This is a genomic window from bacterium, assembly GCA_020444065.1.
In the GTDB taxonomy this organism is placed as follows: Bacteria; Sumerlaeota; Sumerlaeia; order SLMS01; family JAHLLQ01; genus JAHLLQ01.
In genome coordinates, this window is record JAHLLQ010000002.1 from 16,451 (window position 1) to 39,968 (window position 23,518).

19 protein-coding genes are annotated in these 23,518 nt (G+C 60.6%); 7 read left to right on the forward strand and 12 right to left on the reverse strand.

From position 1 onward, the window contains the following. Positions 1-79: 79 nt before the first annotated feature. Complete coding sequence (locus KQI84_04675) at positions 80-658, forward strand: NAD(P)H-dependent oxidoreductase (protein MCB2154157.1); 579 nt, start codon at positions 80-82, stop codon at positions 656-658. A gap of 32 nt (positions 659-690) precedes the next feature. Continuing rightward, positions 691-1,137, forward strand: coding sequence for a DoxX family protein (locus tag KQI84_04680; GenBank protein ID MCB2154158.1), 447 nt, complete (start codon positions 691-693; stop codon positions 1,135-1,137). On the opposite strand, the gene KQI84_04685 is transcribed toward KQI84_04680, so the two are convergent. Beyond that, positions 1,134-1,547, reverse strand: a complete 414-nt coding sequence (locus tag KQI84_04685; protein MCB2154159.1) for a VOC family protein — start codon at positions 1,545-1,547, stop codon at positions 1,134-1,136. The genes KQI84_04680 and KQI84_04685 overlap by 4 nt on opposite strands. A gap of 148 nt (positions 1,548-1,695) precedes the next feature. Here KQI84_04685 and KQI84_04690 point away from each other — a divergent pair, with 148 nt between their 5' ends. The 3 genes from KQI84_04690 (at position 1,696) to glgB (ending at position 6,036) form a co-directional block, all read left to right on the forward strand. Further along, positions 1,696-2,685: an aldo/keto reductase gene (locus KQI84_04690; GenBank protein MCB2154160.1), complete on the forward strand. Its 990-nt coding sequence runs from the start codon at positions 1,696-1,698 to the stop codon at positions 2,683-2,685. Between the two features lie 147 nt (positions 2,686-2,832). Next, positions 2,833-3,672: a response regulator gene (locus KQI84_04695; GenBank protein MCB2154161.1), complete on the forward strand. Its 840-nt coding sequence runs from the start codon at positions 2,833-2,835 to the stop codon at positions 3,670-3,672. A gap of 144 nt (positions 3,673-3,816) precedes the next feature. Then, entirely contained in the window at positions 3,817-6,036 is a 2,220-nt protein-coding gene (gene glgB / locus KQI84_04700; protein MCB2154162.1) for a 1,4-alpha-glucan branching protein GlgB, read from the forward strand. 78 nt (positions 6,037-6,114) lie between these two features. Here glgB and scpA read toward each other — a convergent pair whose 3' ends face one another. Continuing rightward, positions 6,115-8,265: a methylmalonyl-CoA mutase gene (gene scpA, locus KQI84_04705; protein MCB2154163.1), complete on the reverse strand. Its 2,151-nt coding sequence runs from the start codon at positions 8,263-8,265 to the stop codon at positions 6,115-6,117. A 36-nt stretch (positions 8,266-8,301) separates the two neighbouring features. Then, positions 8,302-10,476 carry an acyl-CoA mutase large subunit family protein gene (locus KQI84_04710; protein MCB2154164.1) on the reverse strand — a complete coding sequence of 725 codons (2,175 nt, stop codon included), beginning with the start codon at positions 10,474-10,476 and terminating at the stop codon, positions 8,302-8,304. 181 nt (positions 10,477-10,657) lie between these two features. On the opposite strand from KQI84_04710, the gene lysA reads away from it, so the two are divergent. Further along, positions 10,658-11,929 carry a diaminopimelate decarboxylase gene (lysA, locus tag KQI84_04715; protein MCB2154165.1) on the forward strand — a complete coding sequence of 424 codons (1,272 nt, stop codon included), beginning with the start codon at positions 10,658-10,660 and terminating at the stop codon, positions 11,927-11,929. A 9-nt stretch (positions 11,930-11,938) separates the two neighbouring features. Here the strand turns inward: lysA and KQI84_04720 are convergent, their stop codons facing one another. From KQI84_04720 to KQI84_04730, 3 genes are all read right to left on the reverse strand, one after another. After that, the gene (locus KQI84_04720) at positions 11,939-12,412 is read right to left on the reverse strand and encodes a MerR family transcriptional regulator (protein ID MCB2154166.1); all 474 of its coding nucleotides are present in this window, start codon (positions 12,410-12,412) and stop codon (positions 11,939-11,941) included. A 185-nt stretch (positions 12,413-12,597) separates the two neighbouring features. Further along, positions 12,598-13,320, reverse strand: a complete 723-nt coding sequence (locus tag KQI84_04725; GenBank protein MCB2154167.1) for a phosphatidylserine decarboxylase family protein — start codon at positions 13,318-13,320, stop codon at positions 12,598-12,600. A 219-nt stretch (positions 13,321-13,539) separates the two neighbouring features. Further along, complete coding sequence (locus KQI84_04730) at positions 13,540-13,965, reverse strand: VanZ family protein (GenBank protein MCB2154168.1); 426 nt, start codon at positions 13,963-13,965, stop codon at positions 13,540-13,542. 145 nt (positions 13,966-14,110) lie between these two features. Between KQI84_04730 and KQI84_04735 the strand changes: the two genes are divergently transcribed. Then, positions 14,111-15,736: a family 10 glycosylhydrolase gene (locus KQI84_04735; GenBank protein MCB2154169.1), complete on the forward strand. Its 1,626-nt coding sequence runs from the start codon at positions 14,111-14,113 to the stop codon at positions 15,734-15,736. A 15-nt stretch (positions 15,737-15,751) separates the two neighbouring features. Here KQI84_04735 and KQI84_04740 read toward each other — a convergent pair whose 3' ends face one another. The 6 genes from KQI84_04740 to KQI84_04765 form a co-directional block, all read right to left on the reverse strand. Beyond that, positions 15,752-16,021 carry a hypothetical protein gene (locus tag KQI84_04740; GenBank protein ID MCB2154170.1) on the reverse strand — a complete coding sequence of 90 codons (270 nt, stop codon included), beginning with the start codon at positions 16,019-16,021 and terminating at the stop codon, positions 15,752-15,754. A gap of 62 nt (positions 16,022-16,083) precedes the next feature. After that, complete coding sequence (locus KQI84_04745; GenBank protein ID MCB2154171.1) at positions 16,084-17,505, reverse strand: hypothetical protein; 1,422 nt, start codon at positions 17,503-17,505, stop codon at positions 16,084-16,086. Positions 17,506-17,582: 77 nt separating this feature from the next. After that, complete coding sequence (locus tag KQI84_04750; protein MCB2154172.1) at positions 17,583-18,683, reverse strand: glycosyltransferase; 1,101 nt, start codon at positions 18,681-18,683, stop codon at positions 17,583-17,585. A 132-nt stretch (positions 18,684-18,815) separates the two neighbouring features. After that, positions 18,816-20,285 carry a cell division protein FtsZ gene (ftsZ, locus tag KQI84_04755; GenBank protein MCB2154173.1) on the reverse strand — a complete coding sequence of 490 codons (1,470 nt, stop codon included), beginning with the start codon at positions 20,283-20,285 and terminating at the stop codon, positions 18,816-18,818. Positions 20,286-20,557: 272 nt separating this feature from the next. Next, positions 20,558-21,979: a pectate lyase gene (locus KQI84_04760; protein MCB2154174.1), complete on the reverse strand. Its 1,422-nt coding sequence runs from the start codon at positions 21,977-21,979 to the stop codon at positions 20,558-20,560. 81 nt (positions 21,980-22,060) lie between these two features. Continuing rightward, a complete protein-coding gene (locus KQI84_04765) occupies positions 22,061-23,491 on the reverse strand; it encodes a radical SAM protein (protein ID MCB2154175.1) in 1,431 nt (476 codons plus the stop codon). Positions 23,492-23,518: the final 27 nt, after the last annotated feature.

Here is a 23,518-nt window from a genome sequence, read left to right on the forward strand (position 1 = left end):
GTGCGACGGATCAGGCACAGTAATTGATTCCCATTCCACAATGAAAGAGTACGAGAGACGAATAAGGAAACTGAAAGACATGGCAAATCACCCAAAAATCCTAGTAATCTCAGGCAGTCTGCGCCGCGAATCGTTCAATACGCGTCTGGCTCAGATCGGAGCGCGCGGTGCCGAAGCGGCAGGTGCCGAAGTCACCGACGTCAATCTGCGCGACTATCCATTGCCGCTTTTCGATGAAGATCTCGAAGCCGAGAAGGGCATGTTGCCCGAAGCAAAAGCCCTGAAGACGTTGATCGCCCAGCACGACGGCCTGCTCATCGCCTCGCCCGAGTACAACAGCTCGATCACCGCCGTTCTGAAGAACGCGATCGATTGGACGTCGCGCAAAGAAACTGCCGACGAGCCCATGGTCTCCGCCTACGCCGGAAAGACCGCGGCGCTCATGTCCGCGTCCCCCAGTGCATTGGGTGGTCTGCGGGGCATGTTCCATCTTCGCGATATATTGCAGAACATTCGCGTCACCGTGCTGGCAGACTACGTCACGGTCTCCAGCGCACACCAGCAGTTCGAGGGCGAGGACTTAAAGGACGCGCAATTGCGTGATCGCGCCGAAGGCATCGGCCGCCGTCTGGCCGAGCACCTTGCGAGCCTCAAGTAATCAGAGATCGGAGATCAGCAATGAAACGTGGAATGGTAAAGACCTGGGAGGGGATTTTCAACACCCGCACTCAGCAGGCCCTGAATGATGTTGGTCTGCTCTTGCTGAGAGTCTTTTTCGCCGGCATGATGTTCGGCGGGCATGGACTTGGAAAACTGCTCAACTTCAACGATAAGATGGACTCGTTCTCAGATCCCTTGGGGATCGGCAGCGCCGCCTCCCTTGCTCTCGCCGTGGGGGCCGAGTTCTTCTGCTCGATCCTCGTCTTCTTCGGAATCGCCACTCGATTCGCCGCGATTCCTCTCATGATTACGATGTTCGTGGCGGGTTTCCTCGTCCACCTGGCGAATGGGGATCCCTTCTTCTCGAAGGTCGAATTCCCGATGCTCTACCTGATGGGATTTGCAGCGCTCGCCCTGATGGGGCCCGGCCGGCTCTCAGTCGATCATCTGATCAAGAAGCGCATGCTCAGGGCTTAGCTCTCCTCGGGTGGGGGAGGGGGCACCGCCTCCGTCCCCATCTCGATCGCTTCCCACGCAATCCCATCCGGATCCATAAAGTGAATATAGCGCCCGCCGGGAAACTCGGCGGGTTCGCTCATGCGTGTTCCGAACTCCTCGAGTCGCCGAACCAGTTCATCCAGATCGTCTATCAACAGGTCCGCCGACAGTGATGGTGCGAAGCCCGGAGGCGGCGCCTGATCGTCCGTTTCTGCCTGGAAAACGTTCAAGACAATGTCGCCGGATCGCAGCCGCTGCCACTTCTCGCCATCCCCGGCACCCATGTAGTTGTCGGAGAATGGCTCGAACCCGAACACCTGCGAATAGAACGCCACGCTGTGCGGGACATTCGTCGCATACACATTCAACTCGCCTCGGCTGACTTGCATGGTGATCTCCTCTTCTGTGGTCCGTTGGGGCGAACGTGCCGCGCAGGCTCCCGGGACACAACCCGGAAGCTCCACAGATCAGCAACCGACTTGACCACGAATCCACGATTCGGCATGCTCCAGGTACTCTTTCGGGGGACCACAAATCATGGGCACTGACAGAAGCATCCAATTCACTCGGCGCGACTTCATCAAGCTGACCCTGGCCGGCGCGCTGGCGGCCACGACAACCGGTTGCCTGTGGGGCGAGTCGGAGTCCGCCGTCGCTTCGGCCACCGACTTCGTTCTGCCCCGCGCAAAGGTCGGCGCCACGGGTATCGAGACGACGATCCTCGGCATGGGGACCGGCACCAACGGCTTTGGCGGATCCTCCGTTCAGGTCCGTCTCGGCCAGGGGCTCGTCGATCTGCTGGAGTACGGATACGATCGCGGCGTGCGATTCTTCGAGGCCGCCGACCAGTACGGTTCGCACGGGCTTGTGTCCAAGGCCCTGAAGTCGGGGGGCGGGACGATTGATCGCGACGAAATTATGCTCATGACCAAGATTAATATGGATCGCGACTGGCGCGGGCGTGTTTCCGGAGATCCGAACATCGCAGACGACATCTACGTCCGCCAATGCGTCGAGCGTTTCCTCCGCGAACTCGGCACCGATCATCTGGATACCGTCCTGCTCCATCACGTAGGCATCGGCGATGTGCGCGGGGACTGGAATGTTCAGTGCCGCGGGGCGATGGACGAGTTGGCGAAGATGAAGGAAGAGGGCCTGATTCGGTCTCACGGGACCAGTTGCCATGGCTTCCACGAGCTCAAGGTCGCCGCGGAGGAGCCCTGGGTGGACGTCGACCTGGCTCGGATTAATCCCTGGGGGCACAACATGGACACGCGTAACGTCAGTGCTGTCAAGGATGTGCTCACCAGTATGAAGGCATCCGGCAAGGGCGTGATCGGCATGAAGATCTTCGCTGCCGGCCTCCAGCAGATACCCGGCGACTCGACGGAGGCGAAGCGCCATCTCGGCCTCCTGTCTGCCACAGAATCGCCATTCCTCGACATTTTCACAATTGGCTTTGAGTCACGCACCCAGTTTGATGAAGTGATGTCCGTTTTGAACGAATTGATGGCTGTCAATGCATAGTTGTGCACGACGAAGGCCTCTTGCACGGCTACTCTCGACACTTCGTTGACTTCACGGTTGACGTGTCCGGGGGGAGAGAGCAGGTTCTCGCGAATTATAAACGAGTACTCCCGGCTCTGCCGGGTGAACGGTTGTGACTGGTAAACCATGAAACACATCCTGGTGATCGACGACGAACGAGACGTCCTGGAAGTTGTCCGGAGCGTTCTCAAGACCAAGGGCTACAAGATTCGCACTGCCGAGAGCGGTGAAGACGGTCTGCGCATGGCGGAAGACGACCGCCCGGATATGATCATCTGCGATCTCATGATGCCCAAGGTTTCCGGCCTCGAAGTTATCAAGCGCCTCAAGAAGCACCAGCGCCTTCGCACCGTTCCGATCGTTGTTCTGTCCGCCGTGGGGTCCGACGACGATCGCCCGGACACTTACTGGGCCAAGGGCCTCGGCGTGGACGAGTATGTCGCCAAGCCCTTCGATCCGCTCGATTTGCTGGGTCGCGTCGAGTACATCTTCCGCCGCCAGGACTATCGTTCCACCAGCGCCGACTTCGATTCGGAGGAAAGCGCAGCGGCCGTCAATCGCCCTAAGACGGTGTCGCCCGATGAACTCGAGAATGCAACCCCCGCCCAAGTGGCCCGCGCCTACGCAGAGGCCTGGAACGCGCACGATTTTGCCACCGAGTATCGCTGCCTGGATGCCGAAGTGACCGGCCAGCTCACGTTGAACGACTACATCGCCCGCCGGCACCAGACCTACCGCGAAGAGAAGGGGCACACACGCACGCAGACCATCACCAAGGTGCTCGAGGAGAAGGTCAGCGGAAACGTCGCTAAGATCATCGCCGAGCGTGAAGACAATATCGACGGGCGCGTCTGGCCAAAGATCGTCAACTACATGCTGAAGAAGACCCACAAAGGCTGGAAGATCATCCGCTACACGGAAAAACCCCGCGGTCGCCGCGATGCCGAAGGCGGCGATAGAGAGTAGCCACCGGCCGCCCTCCCTTCGATTTCAGTAATTCCTTTTACCAAACCGCTCCACCTTAGGGCGATTTCTCCCTTTATCCGTCCCGGGGGGCTCCCCCATGATTTCCCTCGAACGACCGCAAAGACCCCAATTCGAGGACTCAGCATGAGCACCATCGACCAGACGGCACTCCAGGCGCTCGCCAATCTTGAGCACGGCGATCCCCATCACATTCTGGGCGTCCACCCAGGAAAGGGCCCGAAGGGCAAGGAAGGCTTCGTCTTCCGCGCCTTCCACCCGGACGCCGTCGGCGTCGATTTGATCATCGACGGCCGGAAGAAGTCCCACGAGATGACCCGCATTCACGATGGCGGTGTCTTCGAGGTCTTCCTGGCCGAGGACGCTGTCCCCGCCGCCTATCGCTATCGATTCCAGTTCTCCGACGGGAACGATTGGATCCGCGAGGACCCGTATCGCTTCATGCCGACTCTCGGCGAGATGGACCTGTACTACGTCGGCGAAGGCCGGCACTGGCGCCTGTTCGAGAAGCTCGGCGCTCACGTTCGCACCGTCGATGGCGTCAAGGGCGTGTCCTTCGCCGTGTGGGCTCCGAACGCCCGCCGCGTCAGCATCATCGGCGACTTCAATCGCTGGGACGGCCGCCTGTGCCCGATGCGCAGCATGGGCTCGTCCGGAATCTGGGAGCTATTTGTTCCCGGGCTGGGCGAGGGCGAGATGTACAAGTTCGAGATCAAGACGGCTTCCGGCGACATCAAGCTGAAGCTCGATCCGTTCGCGTTCTACACGCAGCGCCGCCCGGAAACCGCCGGCATCGTCTGGCAACTCGGCAAGCACAAGTGGGGCGATTCCGGCTGGATGACCGAGCGCAAAGAGCGCGATCCGCTGAAGTCCCCAATGATGATTTACGAAGTCCACCTCGGGTCATGGATGCGCAGCCCGGACGATCCGGATGGCTTCTTGTCCTATCGAGACATGGCGCCGAAGCTGGTCGATCACTGCAAGCGCTACAATTTCAACTACGTCGAGTTCATGCCCCTCGCCGAGCATCCCTTCGACGGCTCCTGGGGTTACCAGGTCACCGGCTACTTCGCGCCGACCAGCCGTTTCGGTGATCCCGATGACTTCAAGTACATGATCGACCTGCTGCACCAGAACGGAATCGGTATCCTGGTCGATTGGGTTCCCGCGCACTTCCCGAAGGATGATCACGGCCTTCGCCAGTTCGACGGTTCGGCCCTTTACGAACACGCCGACCCCCGCCTGGGAGAGCACCGCGACTGGGGTACGTTGATCTTCAACTACGGCCGCAACGAAGTCGCCAACTTCCTGATCAGCAACGCGCTGTTCTGGCTTGAGGAGTACCACATCGACGGCCTGCGTGTGGACGCTGTCGCGTCGATGCTGTACCTCGACTACAGCCGCAAGGAAGGCGAGTGGGTTCCGAACAAGTTCGGCGGACGCGAGAACCTCGAGGCGATCGATTTCCTGCGCCGCCTGAACGAAGAAGTCCATGGCCAATTCCCCGGCGCGTTCACCGTCGCCGAGGAATCCACATCGTTCCCAGCGGTTTCCCGCCCGACGTACGTTGGCGGCCTCGGGTTCACGTTCAAGTGGAACATGGGCTGGATGAACGATTCGTTGCGCTACATCAGCAAAGACCCCATCCACCGTAGCTACCACCACAACGACCTGACGTTCTCGATGATCTACGCGTACACAGAGAACTTCATCCTGCCGATCAGCCACGATGAAGTCGTACACGGCAAGGGCTCGCTGCTATCCAAGATGCCCGGCGATGATTGGCAGAAATTCGCCAACTACCGCCTGTTCCTTTCCTACATGTGGACGCACCCCGGAAAGAACCTTGTCTTCCAGGGCTGCGAATTCGCCCAGGGCCAGGAATGGAAGTTTGACCGCAGCCTCGATTGGCACGAAGCCGGCCACGAAAACCGCCAGGGCATCGAGCGCTTCTTCGAAGATCTCGGCCGCCTCTATCACGGAGAACCGTCGCTGTGGATGCACGATGCGGAACCGCGCGGGTTCAGTTGGATCGATTGCAGCGACTGGCAGTCATCCTCGCTGGCATTCATTCGCTGGGGAGAGAACGGCGACCATGTCGTGATCGTCTGCAACTTCACCCCGATCGCTCGCCACAACTACCGCATCGGCGTTCCGCTCCCTGCGTATTACAAGGAAGTGCTGAACACCGACTCCGAATTCTATGGCGGCAGCAACGTTGGCAACGACGGCGGCGTGTGGTCCGAGAACTGGGCGCTGCACGGCCACTATCACTCGATCAACATCACCATTCCGCCGCTTAGCTGCCTCGTCTTCAAGCCCATGCGCGAGCAGGAAGAAAAGTAAGCGTGTAACATCACTGAATAAGAAAGGGCCGCCGAGTGTTTGCTCGGCGGCCCTTTGTGTTTCTGGTGGAAAACTCGTTTAGCTGATTTGCTGGAACATCAGTTCGAGAATCTTCTTTGCGGCATTCGGAATCACCGTTCCGGGGCCGAAGACGCCCACGGCGCCGGCCTCGTACAGATGATCGTAATCCTGAGCCGGGATCACGCCGCCGACGACCACAAGGATGTCTTCGCGATCGAGCTGCTTCAACTCCTCGATAACGGCTGGGACGAGGGTCTTGTGTCCAGCCGCAAGTGACGACACGCCCACGACATGCACGTCGTTTTCAACCGCCTGGCGCGCGACTTCTTCCGGTGTCTGGAACAGCGGGCCGATGTCGACGTCGAAGCCAATGTCGGCGAACGCCGTGGCGATGACTTTCGCGCCGCGATCATGGCCGTCCTGGCCAACCTTTGCGACCAGCATACGCGGCCGGCGACCTTCTGCGGCCTCGAACTTCTTCGCCAAATCCATGGCGCTCTGCATCTCGCTCATGTCTTTCGCCTCGCTGGAGTACACGCCACTGATGGACCGAATCGTCGGGCTGTAGCGTCCGAACACCTTCTCCATCGCGTCGGAGATTTCACCCACGGTCGCGCGCTTGCGTACCGCGTCGACGGCGACTTCGAGCAGGTTTCCGCTTCCTTCTGCCGCGCTTGTAACGGCTTCCAGGGCCGCCTTCACGTCGGCTTCGTCGCGTTCCGCACGCAGCTTGCGCAAGCGCTCGAGCTGCGACTTCAGTACCGCCGTGTTGTCGACTTCCAGAATGTCGAGCGGTTCTTCCTGATCGAGCCGGTACTTGTTCACACCGACGATCGTGTCCTTGCCGGAATCGATGCGCGCCTGCTTGCGCGCAGCCGCTTCCTCGATACGCATCTTGGGTAGTCCCGTCTCGATGGCCTTCGTCATGCCGCCGAGATGTTCGACCTCATCGATCAGCGACCAGGCCCGTTCCATCAGGCCCTTTGTCAGGGACTCAACGTAGTACGAACCGGCCCACGGATCGACGACGCGCGTGATGTTCGTTTCTTCCTGCAGCAGGAGCTGCGTATTGCGCGCAATGCGTGCACTGAAGTCCGTCGGCAACGCGATCGCTTCGTCCAGCGAGTTCGTGTGCAGCGACTGCGTGTGGCCGAGCGCCGCGGCGAGGGCTTCGACTGCCGTGCGCGCGACGTTATTGAACGGATCCTGTTCGGTCAGCGACCAGCCGGACGTCTGGCTGTGCGTGCGCAGCGCCATCGACTTCGCATTCTTCGGGTTGAACTGCTTCACGAGCTTCGCCCACAGCACGCGCGCGGCGCGCATCTTGGCGACTTCCATGAAGTAGTTCATGCCGATCGCCCAGAAGAACGAGAACCGCGGCACGAACGCGTCCACATCGAGCCCCGCGTTCACACCGGCGCGGATGTACTCGACACCGTCCGCCAGCGTGTATGCGACTTCCAGGTCCGCCGTCGCACCGGCCTCCTGCATGTGATAGCCGGAGATCGAAATCGAGTTGAACTTCGGCATGTTCTTCGACGTGAACGCGAAGATATCGCTGATGATTCGCATCGAGGGTGCCGGCGGATAGATGTACGTGTTGCGGACCATGAACTCCTTCAGAATATCGTTCTGAATCGTTCCGGTCAGCTTCTCCATCGGCACGCCTTGTTCCTCGGCGGCTACGATGTACAGCGCCATGATCGGAATCACCGCACCGTTCATCGTCATCGAGACCGACATGACATCCAGCGGGATCTGATCGAACAGGACCTTCATATCGAGGATCGAGTCGATCGCAACGCCGGCCTTTCCGACATCGCCGACAACGCGAGGATGATCGCTGTCGTACCCGCGATGCGTTGCCAGATCGAACGCGATCGAAAGGCCGCGCTGGCCGGCGGCCAGATTGCGACGATAGAATGCGTTCGATTCCTCCGCCGTGGAGAATCCCGCGTACTGGCGCACCGTCCACGGACGCATCGCGTACATCGTGGAGTACGGGCCGCGCAGGAACGGCGCCATGCCCGACAGGTAGTCGAGGTGCTGCATGCCTTCCAGGTCCGCCGCCGTGTAGAGCGGCTTCACGTCAATCTTCTCGGGCGTTGCCCATGTCTGGTCGCTACCTTCGGCCTTGCGCCAATCCTCCATCGACGCGCCGCCGAACTCGCCCAGGTCGTATGGCATCTCTGCAAAGTTTGGTTTCATGTATTGCTAACCCCTTCTGGTTTCATCCTCCAGGTTTCAGGCGAGTCCGAGCCGATCCTGCAGCGCGGAGAGAGTTTCCACAACGTCGGAGCGCACGTGAACGAAGCCGTCGACGCCGGCCGCTTCGAGCGCCTCGACGCTCTCCTTCGGATAGCCGGCTACGTAAACGAGCACATCCTTCTTCGCCGCTCTGACCTTTTCGACAATCGGCGGAACGACTTCCGGATAGGACGCGTCGTCGCTGCAAATCACGGCGACGCGCGAGCCGGAATCGAGGATCGCCTTCACGGCTGCGTCCGTCGAATCCGGAGCAGCCGCTTCCTCGACTTCGAAACCGCCCGCACCGAAGAAGCCGAAGCAGAATCCGGCGCGTGCCTTGCGCATTGCCAACGGTCCCATCGGCACAAGAAGAACCCGCGGGCGTTCCGATGCGCTGTTCGCGCGATGGCGAAGAGCTTCAAACGGCTCTGCTGCGCGATGTGCTTCGAGCTTCTCGATTGATTCCGCATCGCCACTCGCCGCGGCATTCAGCGCGGCCAGAACTTCGCCGATCGTCGCATTCATCGCCAACGCTTCCGCTGCGATTGCCACGGCTTCCGGCTTGGCTTCACGGGCCGCGTCGGTCAACTGCGCCAGCTTCTTCGCCAACGCTTCCTCGTCGCGGCCTGCACGACAGTTCTCGAAGTGCGCCTTGCGATTTGCCGCAACGGCAGCCCCATCCAACGGCGCCTTCTTCGGCAGCGTTTCCGTCGGATTCGGATAGTTGCTTGTGCCGACGATGGGATCGCGTCGTCCCGTGATCGCCTTGCGCTTCTTCGCAGCGGTATCTCGAATCGCGGCTTGAGGCGTGCCTGCTTTCAAAGCCGCTGCCAGGCCGCCGGTCTTCTCGACTTCGCGGAATAGATCCCACGCCGCCTTCGCGATCGAGTCCGTCAACGCTTCCACGTAGTAAGAACCGGCCGCCGGATCGACTGCCTTGTTTAGGTACGATTCCTCGCGCAGCACGATTTGCTGATTGCGAGCGATACGCGCGCTGAACTCGTCAGGCTTGCCCAGCACTTCATCGAACGGTGCCACAAACATCGACTGGCAACCGCCGACGGCGCCTGCAAACGCTTCGATCGTTGTACGCAGCATGTTCGTGTACGGATCGAAGACCGTCTTTGTGTGGCAGCTCGTGCGAACATGCATGACCATCTTCTGCGCTTCGGCGTCATCAGCGCCGAAGGCCGCAACAATCTTTGCCCAAACCGTACGCGCCGCGCGCAGCTTGCCGATTTCCATGAAGAGATTCGTCGAGACGCTGAAGTTGAACGCGATCGAACGTGCCGCGGCATTCGCGTCTATTCCGCGCTCGGTCAGCGCCCGCAGATATTCCGCGCCCGCTGCAATCGCGTAAGCCAGTTCCTGAACGGCCGAGGCGCCCGCATTGTGGTAGGTGCTGCCATCCACGGTGACTGTGCGGACTTTCGGACATTCCTTTGCGGCAAAGGCCGCCATCGCGTGCGCTTCGTTGAGCAATGCATCCAGGGCCGCACGGCTCTTGCCGCCGCGGGCCAGATCGCCCAACGGATCGCATTCGACGACGCCTGAGAGTGACTTGCGGTCGAGGCCCTTCGCATCCGCGAGCGCTACCAGCATTGCCAGCATCGCCGGCGCTGACGCACCCGCGCGAATCGCGACCGGCACTGCGGCCAGATCGACGCCTTCCAGTGCCGTCTGCATATCTGCCAGCGTGTGCAGGCAAACACCGCCGCGCCCAACGAGATCGTTGCCGTCGGGATCGACGCCGGCACGTGCCGCATCGTCGGGCCGCAGCCCTACTGCCGTCATGCCGCGCTCCAGCCCGCGACGGATCGTCGCGTTCGCGTCCGCCGGATCGGTCAGCACGCAATCCTGCCGCACGAGCCAGGGCTCCGCGACATTTTGCAGCGCATCCGTGCCGCGCGTAAACGGCGCTTGTCCCGGCAGGCCGCCAAGGTGCTGGACGCTGTCGAGATCCGGCCGCGCATAGAGCGGCTTCACAGCCAGCCCTTCGTGCGTGCGCCAGACCAGCTTTTTGTCAAAGTCTGCGCCCTTCAAGTCCTTCTCAACGACTTGGCGCCATTCCTCCAAAGAAGGCACCGGAAACTCGTTGTGAAGCTCCAACGCGGGAGCATGATACGACTGCTCATCTCCCACCGCTGGCGGTTCAGGTTTGTGAGTTGTCATCTTGCTGAGATACTCCTCTTTTCCCCGGATTTTCTATCCGCCGGACCCTATCCACGCCATCCGGGGGGCCACAAGTGGAAGTGACAGGATTCGCCGCGGGTGCCGCCACTGACAGACCAGCACCTTGACAGATGCCCCTGCCAGGCCCTTTGGTCTCGCTCCCAGACCGAAGGAGTTCCTCATGCCCCGAAACGACAGACCATTCCAGTATCGCGACAACGCGCTCGCCTGCGACGGCGTTCCGCTCTCGGACATCGCCGCCGAATTCGGCACGCCGCTGTTCGTCTACTCGGCGGGAACCATTCGCCGGAACTTCCGCCGCATCGCCAAGGCATTCGCCGCGGCCAGGCCGCTCGTCGCTTACAGCACCAAGGCCAACACCAACGGCGCGATTCTACGGCTCCTGGCGGCGGAGGGCGCCGGTTTCGACATCGTCTCCGGCGGCGAGCTGGATCGCGTCCGTCGCGCAGGCGTTGGTGGGGACAGGATCATCTTTGCAGGCGTGGGGAAGACGGTCGCCGAAATGCGGCAGGCTCTGAAGGCCGGCGTGCTCGAGTTCAACCTCGAATCCGCCGCCGAAGCGGAGCGTCTTAATGACGTCGCCGCCTCCATGAAGCGAATCGCCCCCGTTGCCATTCGTGTGAACCCGGACGTCGACGCGCGCACGCACAAGTTCATCTCCACCGGTCGTAAGGAAAACAAGTTCGGTCTTTGGCTGGAAGACGCCGCCCAACTTGCGCAGCGCATTCGCGACCTGCCGAACCTGCGCCTGGAAGGGCTCCACGCGCACATCGGCTCTCAGATTCTCGATGCCGAGCCGCACCGAAATGCCGTGGCGGTGCTCGACGAGTTCATCAATGGGCTGGCTTCTGAGGGAATCGAAGTGCACACGCTGAACTTCGGCGGCGGTTTTGGCATCGCGTACGAGCCAGGGCAGAAGGCGCTCGACCTGAAGGCCGTCGCACGAGAAGTCGTCGGCCTTGTGAAGCGCCACAACCTGAAGCTCATCCTCGAGCCCGGTCGTTCCATCGTCGGTCCGGCGGGAGCGCTGCTGACTCGCGTTGAATTCATCAAGCCGGGCCACGATCGCACGTTCGCGGTGATCGATGCGGCGATGACCGAACTGATTCGCCCGGCGCTCTACCAGGCCTATCACGAGATACTGAACGTCGATCGGCGTCGCGGAAAGACGGCCTTGATGGACATCGTCGGGCCAGTCTGCGAGAGCGCCGACTTCCTGGCTCAGAAGCGCGAGATGATTGCACCCAGGCCCGGCGATCTGCTGGCCGCGCTGGATGCCGGCGCGTATGGGTTCGTGATGGCCAGCAACTACAACTCACGTCCGAAGCCTGCCGAAGTGCTTGTCGACGGCGGACAGGCACACCTCATTCGTCGGCGCGAAACTGCGCGCGACCTGACAAAGCACGAGGTCGTGCCGGAGCATCTGCAATAGTAGGGGAGCTTAGGCCAGTTCGTCCCGCCAGTTTTCGATCTCGCGTTTGAGCAGACCAAGCTCTTCGCGCACGCGGCGGATGCGATCGAGTTGATCCTCGGAGAGTCCGGTCTCCTTGGCATCGAAAGTCGGCGTGGCGGAATCGACGCCGTCCGGCGGTTCCGCGTCGTCGAACAGGTCCTGGACCTTCTGGGACTTCTTGGGGCGCGTTACGGTGCGAGTTCCGCCACGGCCGCTGGATTTCTCTTCCTTCAACTTCTCCACGGCACCGGCGATTGTGTACTTCTCCTCGTACAGCAACTCGCGAATCCGCAGCAGGACATCGATGTCCTTCTGGCGATAGCGCCGTTGGTCGCTTCCGTCCTTCTCCGGAGCCAACTGCGGAAAGCGTGTTTCCCAGTACCGCAGCACGTACGGCTCGACTCCGATGATGTTGGCGACCTCGTTGATGCGGTAGAACAGCTTCTTCGGATACGTCGTCATCGCGGGGCGGACTCCAGAATTCTGTGGTCAGGCTAGTTATTGGGTCCCGGCGCCTTGGTTCTCAACGAAAAAAGACGCCCCGGGCGTGCCGGGGCATCGGAATGACGTGATTGACGACGGGTGTCGGGGGCTGACGAACGGCAAATCCCTCAAAAATCCGAACGCAGTCTTCTCCAGAATCGGAATCAGCTCACTGCCGCGACCTTCTCGTTCGCTTCCATGGACTCGCGGCTTGGACGGCGCCCCTTGCGGACGTCTTCCTCGAATAGCACTGCCAGACACGTCTCGCCGCCGACCACCTTCTGGCCGGGTTCGACCTTCACTGTCGCATCCAGAGGCAGGAACAACTCCACCCGCGAACCGAACTGGATCAGGCCGTAGCGCTCGCCGTGCTCCAGCGAATCGCCCTTCTTCACATCGCAGACGATCCGGCGAGCGATCGCGCCGGCGATCTGGCGGATGCCGAACACACCCTCTTCGCTCTCCAGCCAGATCGTGCACTGCTCGTTTTCCTCGCTGCACTTCTCGTTCATGGCATTCAGGTAACGGCCCTCCTTGCGGATGACCTCGATCACCTTGCCGGCATGGCTGGCGCGCTGGATGTGAACGTTGAAGATGTTCAGGAAGATCGCGACGCGCAAGGCCCGCCCGTCCGGCATCTGCTCGCAGGGCACCTCGATCACGGAGACCACCTTGCCGTCCGCCGGCGAAACCATTCCGCCCGGGATGTTTGGCACGCGGCGACGCGGGTCGCGGAAGAAATACAACACATAAAGCCCCAGGATGGCGAAAACGATCGCGAACGGCCAATAGAAGATGGCCGCGATGATCGTCAGCACCGCCAGGGGAACGAAGAACTTCCAGGCAGGAGCCGCGACATTGATCGCAGGCTCTCGGTGACTAGGCATGAAAAATCAACAGTCCTTTCAAACTCAGGTTCGGCCTGTGGGGCGAACCGGTACTCTCACGCGTCTAGCAATTGCTGGGCTAGAACAGGCTGGGGCGATGCGCAAGGCCAGGATGGGATGGCACTCGGCTGATGACTCGCCCGACCGCGCTGAGAACTAAATATACTAGTGTCAATGCGGTGCGAGCCCCCAGCATACGCTCCAAGTTCGGCTTTGGTCTCAAGAAAATCGAAACCACGCCTGGTAAAACATGATCCAAGCAGCGATCGAAATGCCGCAAAGACTGTGCAGGAAATCAACACGACGGAATTGACGGGTGCCGCTACGCAACTGGTGGATTTCATCCATGTAGGCCCCAATGGCCGCGATAACCCCAATAATCACAGCTCTCCAGGGGTGCCACGCAAGGATTCCGTCCCCAAACCACGAGTCCCAGCACCAATACGAGATCAGGAAGAGTCCACCGAACTCAATGTAGTGCGCCGATGCGCGGAATTTCCCATGGTGGCGATTTAGCCACTCGTAAATCTTGGGGCGGCTGCGCACCCGATCGATCCAGGCCTGCGTCTGAGCGCGTCCAAATGATCCAGATCCGAGGACCCAGATGATGGCACCAATGATGAGCAGAGCAACGGCAGGCAGCACGAGCGACTCCCAGTCAAACGTCCGAAGAAGCTAGGGAGCCCCGGCGCCTCACCTCAAGGGGTAATCCCCCCGCTGAACTTCTTGACAGTGTTCTCTGAAAACCGCCACGCAAACGGGAACTAGACCTGTGGGGTTTTGAGCGTTGATGATCTCCCGCCGCCGCCTGTTCCTGCTGATGATTCTCTGGCCGATTGTGGCGGCCATGGTGCTGGCTGCACCCATCGTTCTGAAGAACGGCCGCGTGCTGGACGGCCGCATCGTGGCTGTCAATGGCGACGTGGTGCAGATCGCCCTCGGCGACGAGACCATTCGCCTGCCCCGAGCCCAAGTCCGCGAGACGTCGCTCTTGAGCAAGAACCTGGAACAAGCCAACCGCCAGCACCTTCACCCCGCCGGAGAAATCCGCGCCGCGTGGGTGACGCGTTTCGAGTGGCCCGTGAAGAACGACCCCGCTGCCACCCGCGCCAACATCATCGAGTCGATGGAGATCCTGGCGCGCAACGGTTTCAACACCGTATTCTTCCAGGTTCGCGGCCAGGCCGACGTCCTCTATCCATCGCCCTACGAACCGTGGTCCCCGCTGATCGGCGGAGACCCTGGATTCGATCCGTTGGCGCTCGCGATCGAGGAAGCACACAAGCGTGGCATTGCCCTGCATGCTTACATGAATGTCTATCCCGTATGGCAGTGGGAAGAGGATCAGCCCTGGCCTGCCCGTGGAACGAAGCCCATCCACCCGTTCTATGTCGTGATGGGCAACGGCGGGCGGAAAGACTGGGGAATCAAACGCGCAGACGGGCAGCCGCCGGACTTTCAGGACATTGATCGTTATTTCTACTTCTCGCCTGGCAACCCTGAGGTCCAGGCCTACATCCGCCGCGTCGTCATGGACGTCGTGCGGCGTTACGATGTCGATGGCATCCACGTGGACCGCGTGCGGTATCCGCTGGCCGACACAAGCCATGACGACGTTTCGGAGGCACGCTTCAAAGGTGCCGGCAATCCGGAGAAGCTGGACTGGGAATCCTGGCAGCGCGACCAGGTCACGCGGCTGCTTGAGACGTTGAAAGCGCAGATCAATGAAGAGAAACCCGGCCTGCCTTTGACAGCGGCTGTTTGGGGCATCTGCGATAACACCCGTCTTCCCGGCTACAAGCAGTTCTCCTCCGGCTATCACCAGTTCTACCAGGACTCCCTTGGCTGGCTGCGTCGGGGAACGGTGGACGGCGTCTGTCCGATGATCTACTGGCCGGAGGCAAGGATTCCCGGTAAACCGGTATTTGGCGAACTGGCGCGGGATTTCGCCGGCGAAGCCTCGGGCATGCGAATCCTCCCGGGCATGGGCGGCAATCACCTGGATAGTTGGAGCGAACTCTCGCGCGAATGGCGGGTCGCCGATTCGACCGGAAACGGCGGATCGATCTTCTCGCTGACTCGGATGCGCCAGCACGACGGGAGCTATCCCGCGCTCTTCGGTTCGGCATCTTCCGGGCGAGGTGCATTGGCGACCCAGCGCACGCAACTCGCCTCTCATGTGCTCGTCACCGTAGTGGACGGTTCTGGCAATCCAGTCGTCGATGCCACCGTCCGCATGGCTGATCGCAGCAGCCCCGGCGTGACCGCCGCGGACGGCCGTTGCGCGTTTCTGGAAGTTCCGAAGGGCAAACCCCTCGCGATTTCAGCCTCCAAGCGCGGCAAAGGAACTGCCGCCGGCAAGGCACTGATCAATCAGCCGGGAACAGAAACGGTCAGGTTGGTTTTGGGGCAGTAGGGGGAAGAAGGGGCCTCACATCAGGCCCTTCACGAGATTCCCGACTGCGTTCCCGAACGTCTGGTACTCTCCAAACAGAACAAGTCCGCAGAGCAGCAGGAAGAAGAGAATCTTCATCTCCGCCCACCAGTCTTCCATCAATTCACCGCTCAGGAATGACCAGAAGTCGGGCTTCAACCAGAAGATGATGGATTCGAAGAAATCCCCCCATCCATCGAAGACGACCCACCCGATCAAAAAATAGACAGGGATATTCAGAATTGCGAGCGCAATCAAGCCTTCCAAATCGTGCCTCCTTTAGGATTTACTATCCCTACCCTCGCAGGCGGACGATATTCAAGACGCTCCTATCGCAGTGGCAGCACGAGGCGAACGATCGTTCCTACGCCCCTGGAGCTTTCTGCGCTCAAGCTCCCTCCCGCAGCTTCGACAAGCGAACGGCTGAGTGAAAGACCCAGTCCCGTTCCTTCCGGCCTTGTTGTGAAGAACGGATCGAACACCTGAGCTAGTGTGGCAGCGTCCATGCCGGGGCCGTCGTCCTCGATCTCGACGACAGCAGTGCGTTTCTCGCGCCGCGTTCGCACGGTGATGCGTCCGCCTTTCTCGCCCAGCGCATCGCTCGCATTCTGCAGGACATTCAGCAGCACCTGGCGCAGGCGATTCTCGCCAAACACGACACTCAGATCGCCCGTGCCACACAGCAATTCGATCTCGACTTGAGGCGGCAGCCCCTTGCGGAAGAGTTTCACTGTCTGGTCCGTGGCGGTGGCGAGATCGAGTGGACCACCCTCAGAGCGCGGCGTTTCGCGCCCGAAGTCGAGGAACTGATCCGACAACTCGCGCAGGCGAACCGTTTCTTCCTGGAGATCGCTCGACAACGCTTCCAGGCGACGGCGCGCTTCCGGATCCTTCACCTCGTGAATGGTGGCGGCCAGTTCCTCCACCGAGAGCTGAATAATCCCGAGCGGATTGCGGATCTCGTGAGCAATCCCGGCAGTCGCCGTGCCCAATGCGCGCAGGCGATCGCTCTGGTCGGCCATTCGTTCCGCCAGAACTGCGCGCTTGATCAGGCGAGATAGCGCCAACCACAACGCCACGATAAGCGCCGTTGCCAGCAGCGTTGCGACTGTCAGGCGACGAATCTGCTGACGACCGGGGAACGTATTGAGCCGCTCCGAAGTCAAGCGCAGCAGCGCGATCACTGTGCCGTCCTCTGAACGCAGAGGCTGGTAGGTTCGCTTCGTTCGATCCTCTCGATTGATGACATTAGAGACGCGCTGGCCGGTCGCGGCCCTTGCCATCAAGTCCGCATCCTCTTCAACGCCCGCCGCCATTGCACCATCCAGATGAAACCCCGATTCATCCAGCAGGAGCTTCCCGTCCAGCGAGAGCACCTCTGCGTTGAAAGTCTCAGCCCCTTTCGAGACGTCTGCGATCGATCGCTGCAGCGCATTGGCCGACGGAATATCCAACCCTGCGTAGTAGACGAGCGTCTCGATGTTCGTTGTTTCTGCCGTGGGATCGAAGGAGGCTTCGAGGATGAAGAGATTGCCGTACGGAATCGCACCGGCAATCAGCGCCGCTCCTGTTTCCAGACTTTCTTCCAGCAAGTGCTCTTGCGTACGAAGCACATTTCGCAGAATCGCCCACGCACCCAGATTCAGCAGCAGGAGCAGAATGGCGAGCACACCCAGAGCCACGCGAGCGACGTGTCCCGCATCGCGGCGGAACAGCTTCTCCTTCGGTCGGGGTTTGACTTCTTGGGGCACTCGGCGACCTTTCAGTCCACAGTAGAATCCATCATCGGTGCGATTTAGCAGCGGAACCAATCGAAAAGCCGCTCTGGTCAGTCGCTGTAAAGCTCCAGCGTCCGATCGATCATCGCGCGCAAGCTGAAGCGTTCTGCATCCGCGCGATTGTTGTCGGCCATCGCATGCCGGAGTTCCTCATTCTCCAAAAGGCGTCGACAGGCGGCCGTGAACGCCTCCACATCGCCGGGAGGTACGATCAGGCCGTTTCGCTCCTCGTGCAGCGCCTCACGCGCTCCTCCCACGTCCGTATGGACGATCGCGATGCCGGAAGCCATTGCCTCGATCGTCGCATAGGAGAATCCCTCCGAATTCGAGGACAAAACATAGATATCCGAACCGCACAACAGGCGCGGCACATCGTTGCGCAATCCAGCCAGGACCACGCGCTGCTCGAGGCCGTGACGCTCGATCGCCTTCTGCAGCAACTCCCGCCGATCGCCCTCGCCCGCGATCAGGAGATGCGCCATGGGGAAATCGTCCTTCAGCGCAGCCATCGCCTTGACCATTATCTCCTGGTTTTTCACGCGCGAGAGCCGTCCCGCCGCAAACAGAAGGAGGCTATCTGGCGGCAGGCCGAATTCTTCCCGCACCGCAGCGCGAGTCGCCTTCCGCTCGGGACAAGCGAACCGTTCCGTTTCGATCCCGTTGTAGATGAGATGAAGGCGCGGGATCTCCCACGGTGCCAGGGCCTTTCGTACATCCGCCGCGACCGATTCGGAAACCACGATCGTACCGGTTCGCAGTCGCGCGGCGATGCGTTCCGCGCGGACCTTCCCCCGGCCGCGAATGGAGTCGATGGAATGAACCTGGGCGAAGATCTTCGGCACGCGGGCCAGCCACGCGGCGAATGTCGCGGGGATGTTCTGGCGAAACTTGTGTGAGTGCACTACATCGGGCCGTTCCCGCCGGAACAACCGGGAAAGGCGCCAGATGTCTCGCGCACTGCGCCAGTGCCGCATCGGAAAGACGTCCACGCGTGCTCCCGACTCACGGACCTTTGCCGCGAGTTCGCCCTCTTCTTCCGTGCACAGGACCAATACCTCGTGGCCGCGGGCAACCAGTTCGGCCGCCGCGAGGACCTCGCCTCGCTGCACGCCGCCATGACTCAGTTTGTCCACGACACGGATGATCTTCATTCCTCAACGGAATCCCTGAACGCCAGACCGCGTCCAGCAGAAAACCCTATTTGACTACAGCCACGAACGTGAATCGCCCCCGGCTTGCACCGGGGGCGATTCGACAGGAGATGCGGTGGGTGACTTCAGGGATCAGTCAAACAGGCTGCGGCGACGACGCAGGAAGGCCGGCGTATCGTAGTCGTCCTCCTGGGCCTTTTCTTCGCCGACAGGGCTGTACTGCGGCACGCTGGGTGCCGGCTCGTCGTGGCGCTGGGCTTTCACGCGCGGCTCGTGGGAGGCGTGCTGTGGGTTCGCCGGCCGGACAGCCGGTCCACCGTTCACGCGGGGCCGGGCAACACGGATCGGAGGCTGCTCCGCCCGACGCGGACGCTCGGGCTCGGACTCGCCATCCTCTTCCATCATGCTTTCCAGGGCCTCACGAAGGGAGGATTGCTTCGGGCGCTCAGGCTCGACGCGCCGCGGGCGGGATTTTGGAGATTCTTCCCGAAAGATCGGATTATCGTCGAGTTCATCCTCGACGGAGATTTCTTCTTCCATCTCGGCCATCGGAGCCGGCGTGTCCGGCTTGGTCAGGCGAGACGGCGGGGCAGTCGGCGCGGACTTGAATGCTTGCTCCAACTCGCGCCGGCGATGGAGCTCATCGCTAAAACCCGTGGCGATCAACGTCACGCGCATCGAATCTTCAAGCGACTCGTCGATCACCGCGCCGAAGATGATCTCCGCATCCGGATCGGCCGCTTCGGCAACCAGGTTGGTTGCTTCGCTGACCTCGGCCAGAGTCATGTCCGGGCCGCCGGTGATGCAGATCAGGACGCCCGTGGCGCCGTCGATCACGACCTTGTCCAGCAGCGGGCTGTTGGTGGCCTTCTTGACCGCTTCCGTGGCGCGGGACTCGCCCTTGCCAAGGCCAACGCCCATCACGGCGCCACCGCGGCCGCCCATGATCGTGTGGATGTCGTTGAAATCGACGTTGATCAGGCCCGGTGTCGTGACCAGGTCGCTGATCGAAGCGACCGCCTGGCTCAAGACCTTGTCGGCGGTCGCGAAGGCATCCTTCATCGGAACCTTCGGGCCGACGACCTCGAGCAGGCGCTCGTTGTTGATGACGATCATCGTGTCGGAGGCGTCGCGCAGCTTCTCGAGGCCTTCGAGGGCCGACTTCGTGCGGCGGGGGCCCTCAAACTTGAAGGGCCGCGTTACGACGGTCACGGTCAGGATGCCAAGTTCCTTGGCAATCCGGGCGATCACGGGAGCGGCGCCCGTACCGGTGCCGCCACCCAGGCCGGCTGTCACGAACACGATGTCCGCGCCTGTCAGCGTCTCGATCATCATTTCGCGGGCGTCTTCCATACAACGTTCGCCCAGCGACGGATCGGCGCCGCAGCCACGGCCCATCGTCAGTTCAGCGCCGATCTGGATACGATTCGGGCACTTGCTGCGCTTCAGAGCCTGCAAGTCGGAGTTGATAACGAAGAATTCGACGTTCTGGAGGCCCAGGTCGAACATAGAATCGACGGCATTACAGCCTCCGCCGCCGACACCGACAACTTTGATTCGCGCGAACCCTGCGGGCTCGTCTTCAAGAACAAATTCTGGCATGGTACTCTCCTCGGGAGCGGGAAGATTTCGAACAGGATCGGGGAATATGGAACAGGTGCTGCCCGGTGCAGGGAAGTTCGTCTAGTTGGCGATGCCTCCTTAGAAAAATCCCAAGTGGAAGTCAGACCTTGACCACACTCGTTTCGAAAAGGGCACGGAGGCACCCAACAGTGTCAAGTACTTGTTGCGAGAAATTGGCGGAAAAAGCCGTCAATCCAATGAGAACGCAAATTCGGAGCACAAATCCCGCTTCGTCCCTGCGAATACGGCCTTCAGTCGGCCTGGCAGTCTGCCATCAAAAATTCGCTCAGATCCGATAACCTTCGGCTGAATTCCTGGCTGGAAATGAACTCCTCACCCGTCTTGAACTTGGGCTGTCCCTTCAAGCCTTGTCCCTCGTAAGTCGTCACCCAACTCGAAACCAGAATCTCGCGCGCCCTCGTCTCCCAGTTCTCCGTCTTCTCCTCAGGGGCGCCTGCAAGCAGCCGATTGTACCTTTCCTCCAGGCGATCCACCTTCGGCGTGATCTTCCATCCATAATGGCTGGGCAAGTCGGAGTCGTCATAAGTCAGGTTGTAGCCCTTGCCATCCCGAACCATGTAGAGGGGCCGATTCGTCTGCAGTTCATAGAATCTGGCCAATTGACCATCCGGCAGGAGAGACTCTCGCAGATAGGAGATCGCGGCGGGGATAGGCTGAAGATACTTCGGATCGCCGGTCACCTCGTAGATGTCCATCAGCGTCGAAATCGCTTCCTGAGTTTCATCGGAGGCGACGGCGGGCGGTTCGAACTTCCGTGCCCAGACGGGGATCATCTCGAAACTGTACTGCTGGGCCCAACCCCGCTGCGGGGCGGGCAGTTGGGCCAGGATCAGAAAATCCCCCAGCCGGCGAAGGGACTCCAAAAACTTCGGATTCTGACAAATCCGGTAGGCATCGATCAGGGTATCGGCGGCATAGCCCGCCACGTCATCGTTCAACGTGTAAAGATCCCAGTACTCCTTGATGCGACCTTCCGTTCGCCAATCGTAGTCGGGAAACGCTGCAGGCACGATCGGCAAGTCTTGAGCAACTGGCTGGTCCCATCCCTGGGGGAAGGCCCCGTTGGGGAATTGCGCCTTCATAAAGGCATCCAGCGCGTATTGCGTCGCCTCATGGATTTCCTCGTTCTTGAAATCGGTGGCCTTGTCCATGTGCATCATGAACTGAAGGGCAGATTGTGTGACCCCATCGTCCAGGCTTGTGTTGTTTTTGCCGTGCCCTTTCCCATTGCGATAGTCTGCGGAGCGATTTCCTTGCGGATCGAAATCGATCTCTGCCGCCCAACCGCCGGATTTCAACTGTCCATAGATCAGCGCCCTCGCCGCATCTGTCGCCGCCTCCATGTAGAATGGATCGCCCGTGGCTTCGTAGGCCTTCAGGAAAGCCATTCCAACCATCGGCGTTCCCGGCGGTTCTACCCACGCCTGGTCCTTTGTGGCTTCGCCTTCTCCAAGGCGGGTCGTGAAGTCCGGACTGTAGTAGTAGACGTAGCCACCATGACTGGAAGCCTTGGCGTAAAAGACCGTCGCCGCCTTCTTCATCGTATCGCGAGCTTCGACACAGAGGTCTTCCCGCGGGATCTGCGAGAAGCCTCCAAGTGGTAGACAAAGCAAGATGAAGATGAGAGAACGGCGGACGAGATGGAAGGACACTTCGAAACACTCCTGATGGGCTTCGCGGCGGGATCGCCACTTAGTCCTTCATAGACGTTGAAGGAGGTCCCCTTCAAGGCTTCATTCGGCCTTCAACTGTACCCACGCCGGCTCGCTGCGGTGCCCTGTTCGCCATTCGTACCAGTAGAGATCTTCGCGCAGCACATCCAGCTTCAGCCAGTAGTCGCCCGGTTCGGCGGGGGAGGGCAATTCACCTGTGGCAGTTCCCTCTTCGCCAGGCAGCAGATTCTCCGGCAGTTCGAGTCGCCCCAGTTCGTGCAAGAATGTCGTCTTGTCGGCGGCGTAGAGTTTCACCCCGACCCGGAAGGGATTCGCGCCTGTCCGCACCCATTGTTCGCGCGTCGTATTGATCGTGTCCGCTTCGATTCGAAGGCGATCCTTCACTCGTTCCACTCGCACGTCGCGGATCTGCCGAACGAGGCGCTCGTCCTTCGCATCGCGTGCCCCGCGGCTGCTGGCCCATTTCTGCGAGTCGTCGAATTTCGGAATCTGAGGTTGGATCTCAAGCACATCGTCCACGCCGAGCTCTCGCGTCATGCGATACACATCCGGCACCTGATGTTCGTTGTGCGCAAAGACGAGCATCTGCCACACCAGCCGCGGCGTCTTGCGCCCGGCGGCTCGACGCGCGGCCACCAGCGCCTTCACATTTTCCAGCACAACGTCGAGTTTCCCGCGACGCCGATATTGCTCGTACACTTCCTGCGTTGTTCCATCCGCAGCGATGAAGAGTTCATCCAAACCGCTGCGGACGAGACGCTGGATTGTATCGTCTTTCAGCGGCATCGACAGATTGCTAGAAATCCGCGTCGCGATCTTGTACTTCTGCGATGCCAGCTCGATCATCTCGGGCAAGTGCTTGTTCAGCATTGGCTCGCCGTAACGGTACAACTCCAGGTACAGAAGCGTCGGCCCAAGCTCCTCCAGCAAACGCTCGAAGTGTTCCATGCTCATCATGCCCCGTGGATGAGTCAGACTCTCCGTCCCGGCCACGCAAAACGGGCAACGCAGATTGCAGATGTTCGCCACGTCGATATTGGCGATGATGGGCATGTACGGAATCGTCTCGCACGGTGTCGCGAGATGTCGCTGCAACTGGCGGTAGTTTTTGTACTTCGTTCTCCACAACTCATCGCCGCGAGACTTCCACCACAGCCGCGGCGTGAAGCCCTTCAGGCGCCAGCGCACGACCTGCATTCGATCGATCAGAGGCACGGGGCAATTTGTGCAGATGGGAAAGACTTCCGGCGTGGCCTCCGGCGTCTGACCGGCGGCCTCTTCATTCAGATACCGGCGCGTCGCCACGTACGGCGCCGAGTTCCAGATTTCATGTACAGACGAATCGAACGCGTTTTGGACTTCGAACTCGCCATAGGCGCAGGAGCACGGTTCGACGTCGCCGTTCCAACGCACCGAAACGGCCGCCCACAACTTATCGCAGAAATACGAGTCGGGCTGAAAAACCTGCGTCAGCTTCCGGCGCCAGTCCATGAAGTCTCCTGGGGGCGCCAAGCCTCG

Excerpts from the sequence above, each read along its gene's own strand:
- KQI84_04675 (MCB2154157.1), top strand. The coding sequence starts at position 80 with ATGGCAAATCACCCAAAAATCCTAGTAATCTCAGGCAGTCTGCGCCGC.
- KQI84_04680 (MCB2154158.1), top strand. The coding sequence starts at position 691 with ATGGTAAAGACCTGGGAGGGGATTTTCAACACCCGCACTCAGCAGGCC.
- KQI84_04685 (MCB2154159.1), bottom strand. The coding sequence starts at position 1,547 with ATGCAAGTCAGCCGAGGCGAGTTGAATGTGTATGCGACGAATGTCCCG.
- KQI84_04690 (MCB2154160.1), top strand. The coding sequence starts at position 1,696 with ATGGGCACTGACAGAAGCATCCAATTCACTCGGCGCGACTTCATCAAG.
- KQI84_04695 (MCB2154161.1), top strand. The coding sequence starts at position 2,833 with ATGAAACACATCCTGGTGATCGACGACGAACGAGACGTCCTGGAAGTT.
- glgB (MCB2154162.1), top strand. The coding sequence starts at position 3,817 with ATGAGCACCATCGACCAGACGGCACTCCAGGCGCTCGCCAATCTTGAG.
- scpA (MCB2154163.1), bottom strand. The coding sequence starts at position 8,265 with ATGAAACCAAACTTTGCAGAGATGCCATACGACCTGGGCGAGTTCGGC.
- KQI84_04710 (MCB2154164.1), bottom strand. The coding sequence starts at position 10,476 with ATGACAACTCACAAACCTGAACCGCCAGCGGTGGGAGATGAGCAGTCG.
- lysA (MCB2154165.1), top strand. The coding sequence starts at position 10,658 with ATGCCCCGAAACGACAGACCATTCCAGTATCGCGACAACGCGCTCGCC.
- KQI84_04720 (MCB2154166.1), bottom strand. The coding sequence starts at position 12,412 with ATGACGACGTATCCGAAGAAGCTGTTCTACCGCATCAACGAGGTCGCC.
- KQI84_04725 (MCB2154167.1), bottom strand. The coding sequence starts at position 13,320 with ATGCCTAGTCACCGAGAGCCTGCGATCAATGTCGCGGCTCCTGCCTGG.
- KQI84_04735 (MCB2154169.1), top strand. The coding sequence starts at position 14,111 with ATGATCTCCCGCCGCCGCCTGTTCCTGCTGATGATTCTCTGGCCGATT.
- KQI84_04750 (MCB2154172.1), bottom strand. The coding sequence starts at position 18,683 with ATGAAGATCATCCGTGTCGTGGACAAACTGAGTCATGGCGGCGTGCAG.
- ftsZ (MCB2154173.1), bottom strand. The coding sequence starts at position 20,285 with ATGCCAGAATTTGTTCTTGAAGACGAGCCCGCAGGGTTCGCGCGAATC.
- KQI84_04765 (MCB2154175.1), bottom strand. The coding sequence starts at position 23,491 with ATGGACTGGCGCCGGAAGCTGACGCAGGTTTTTCAGCCCGACTCGTAT.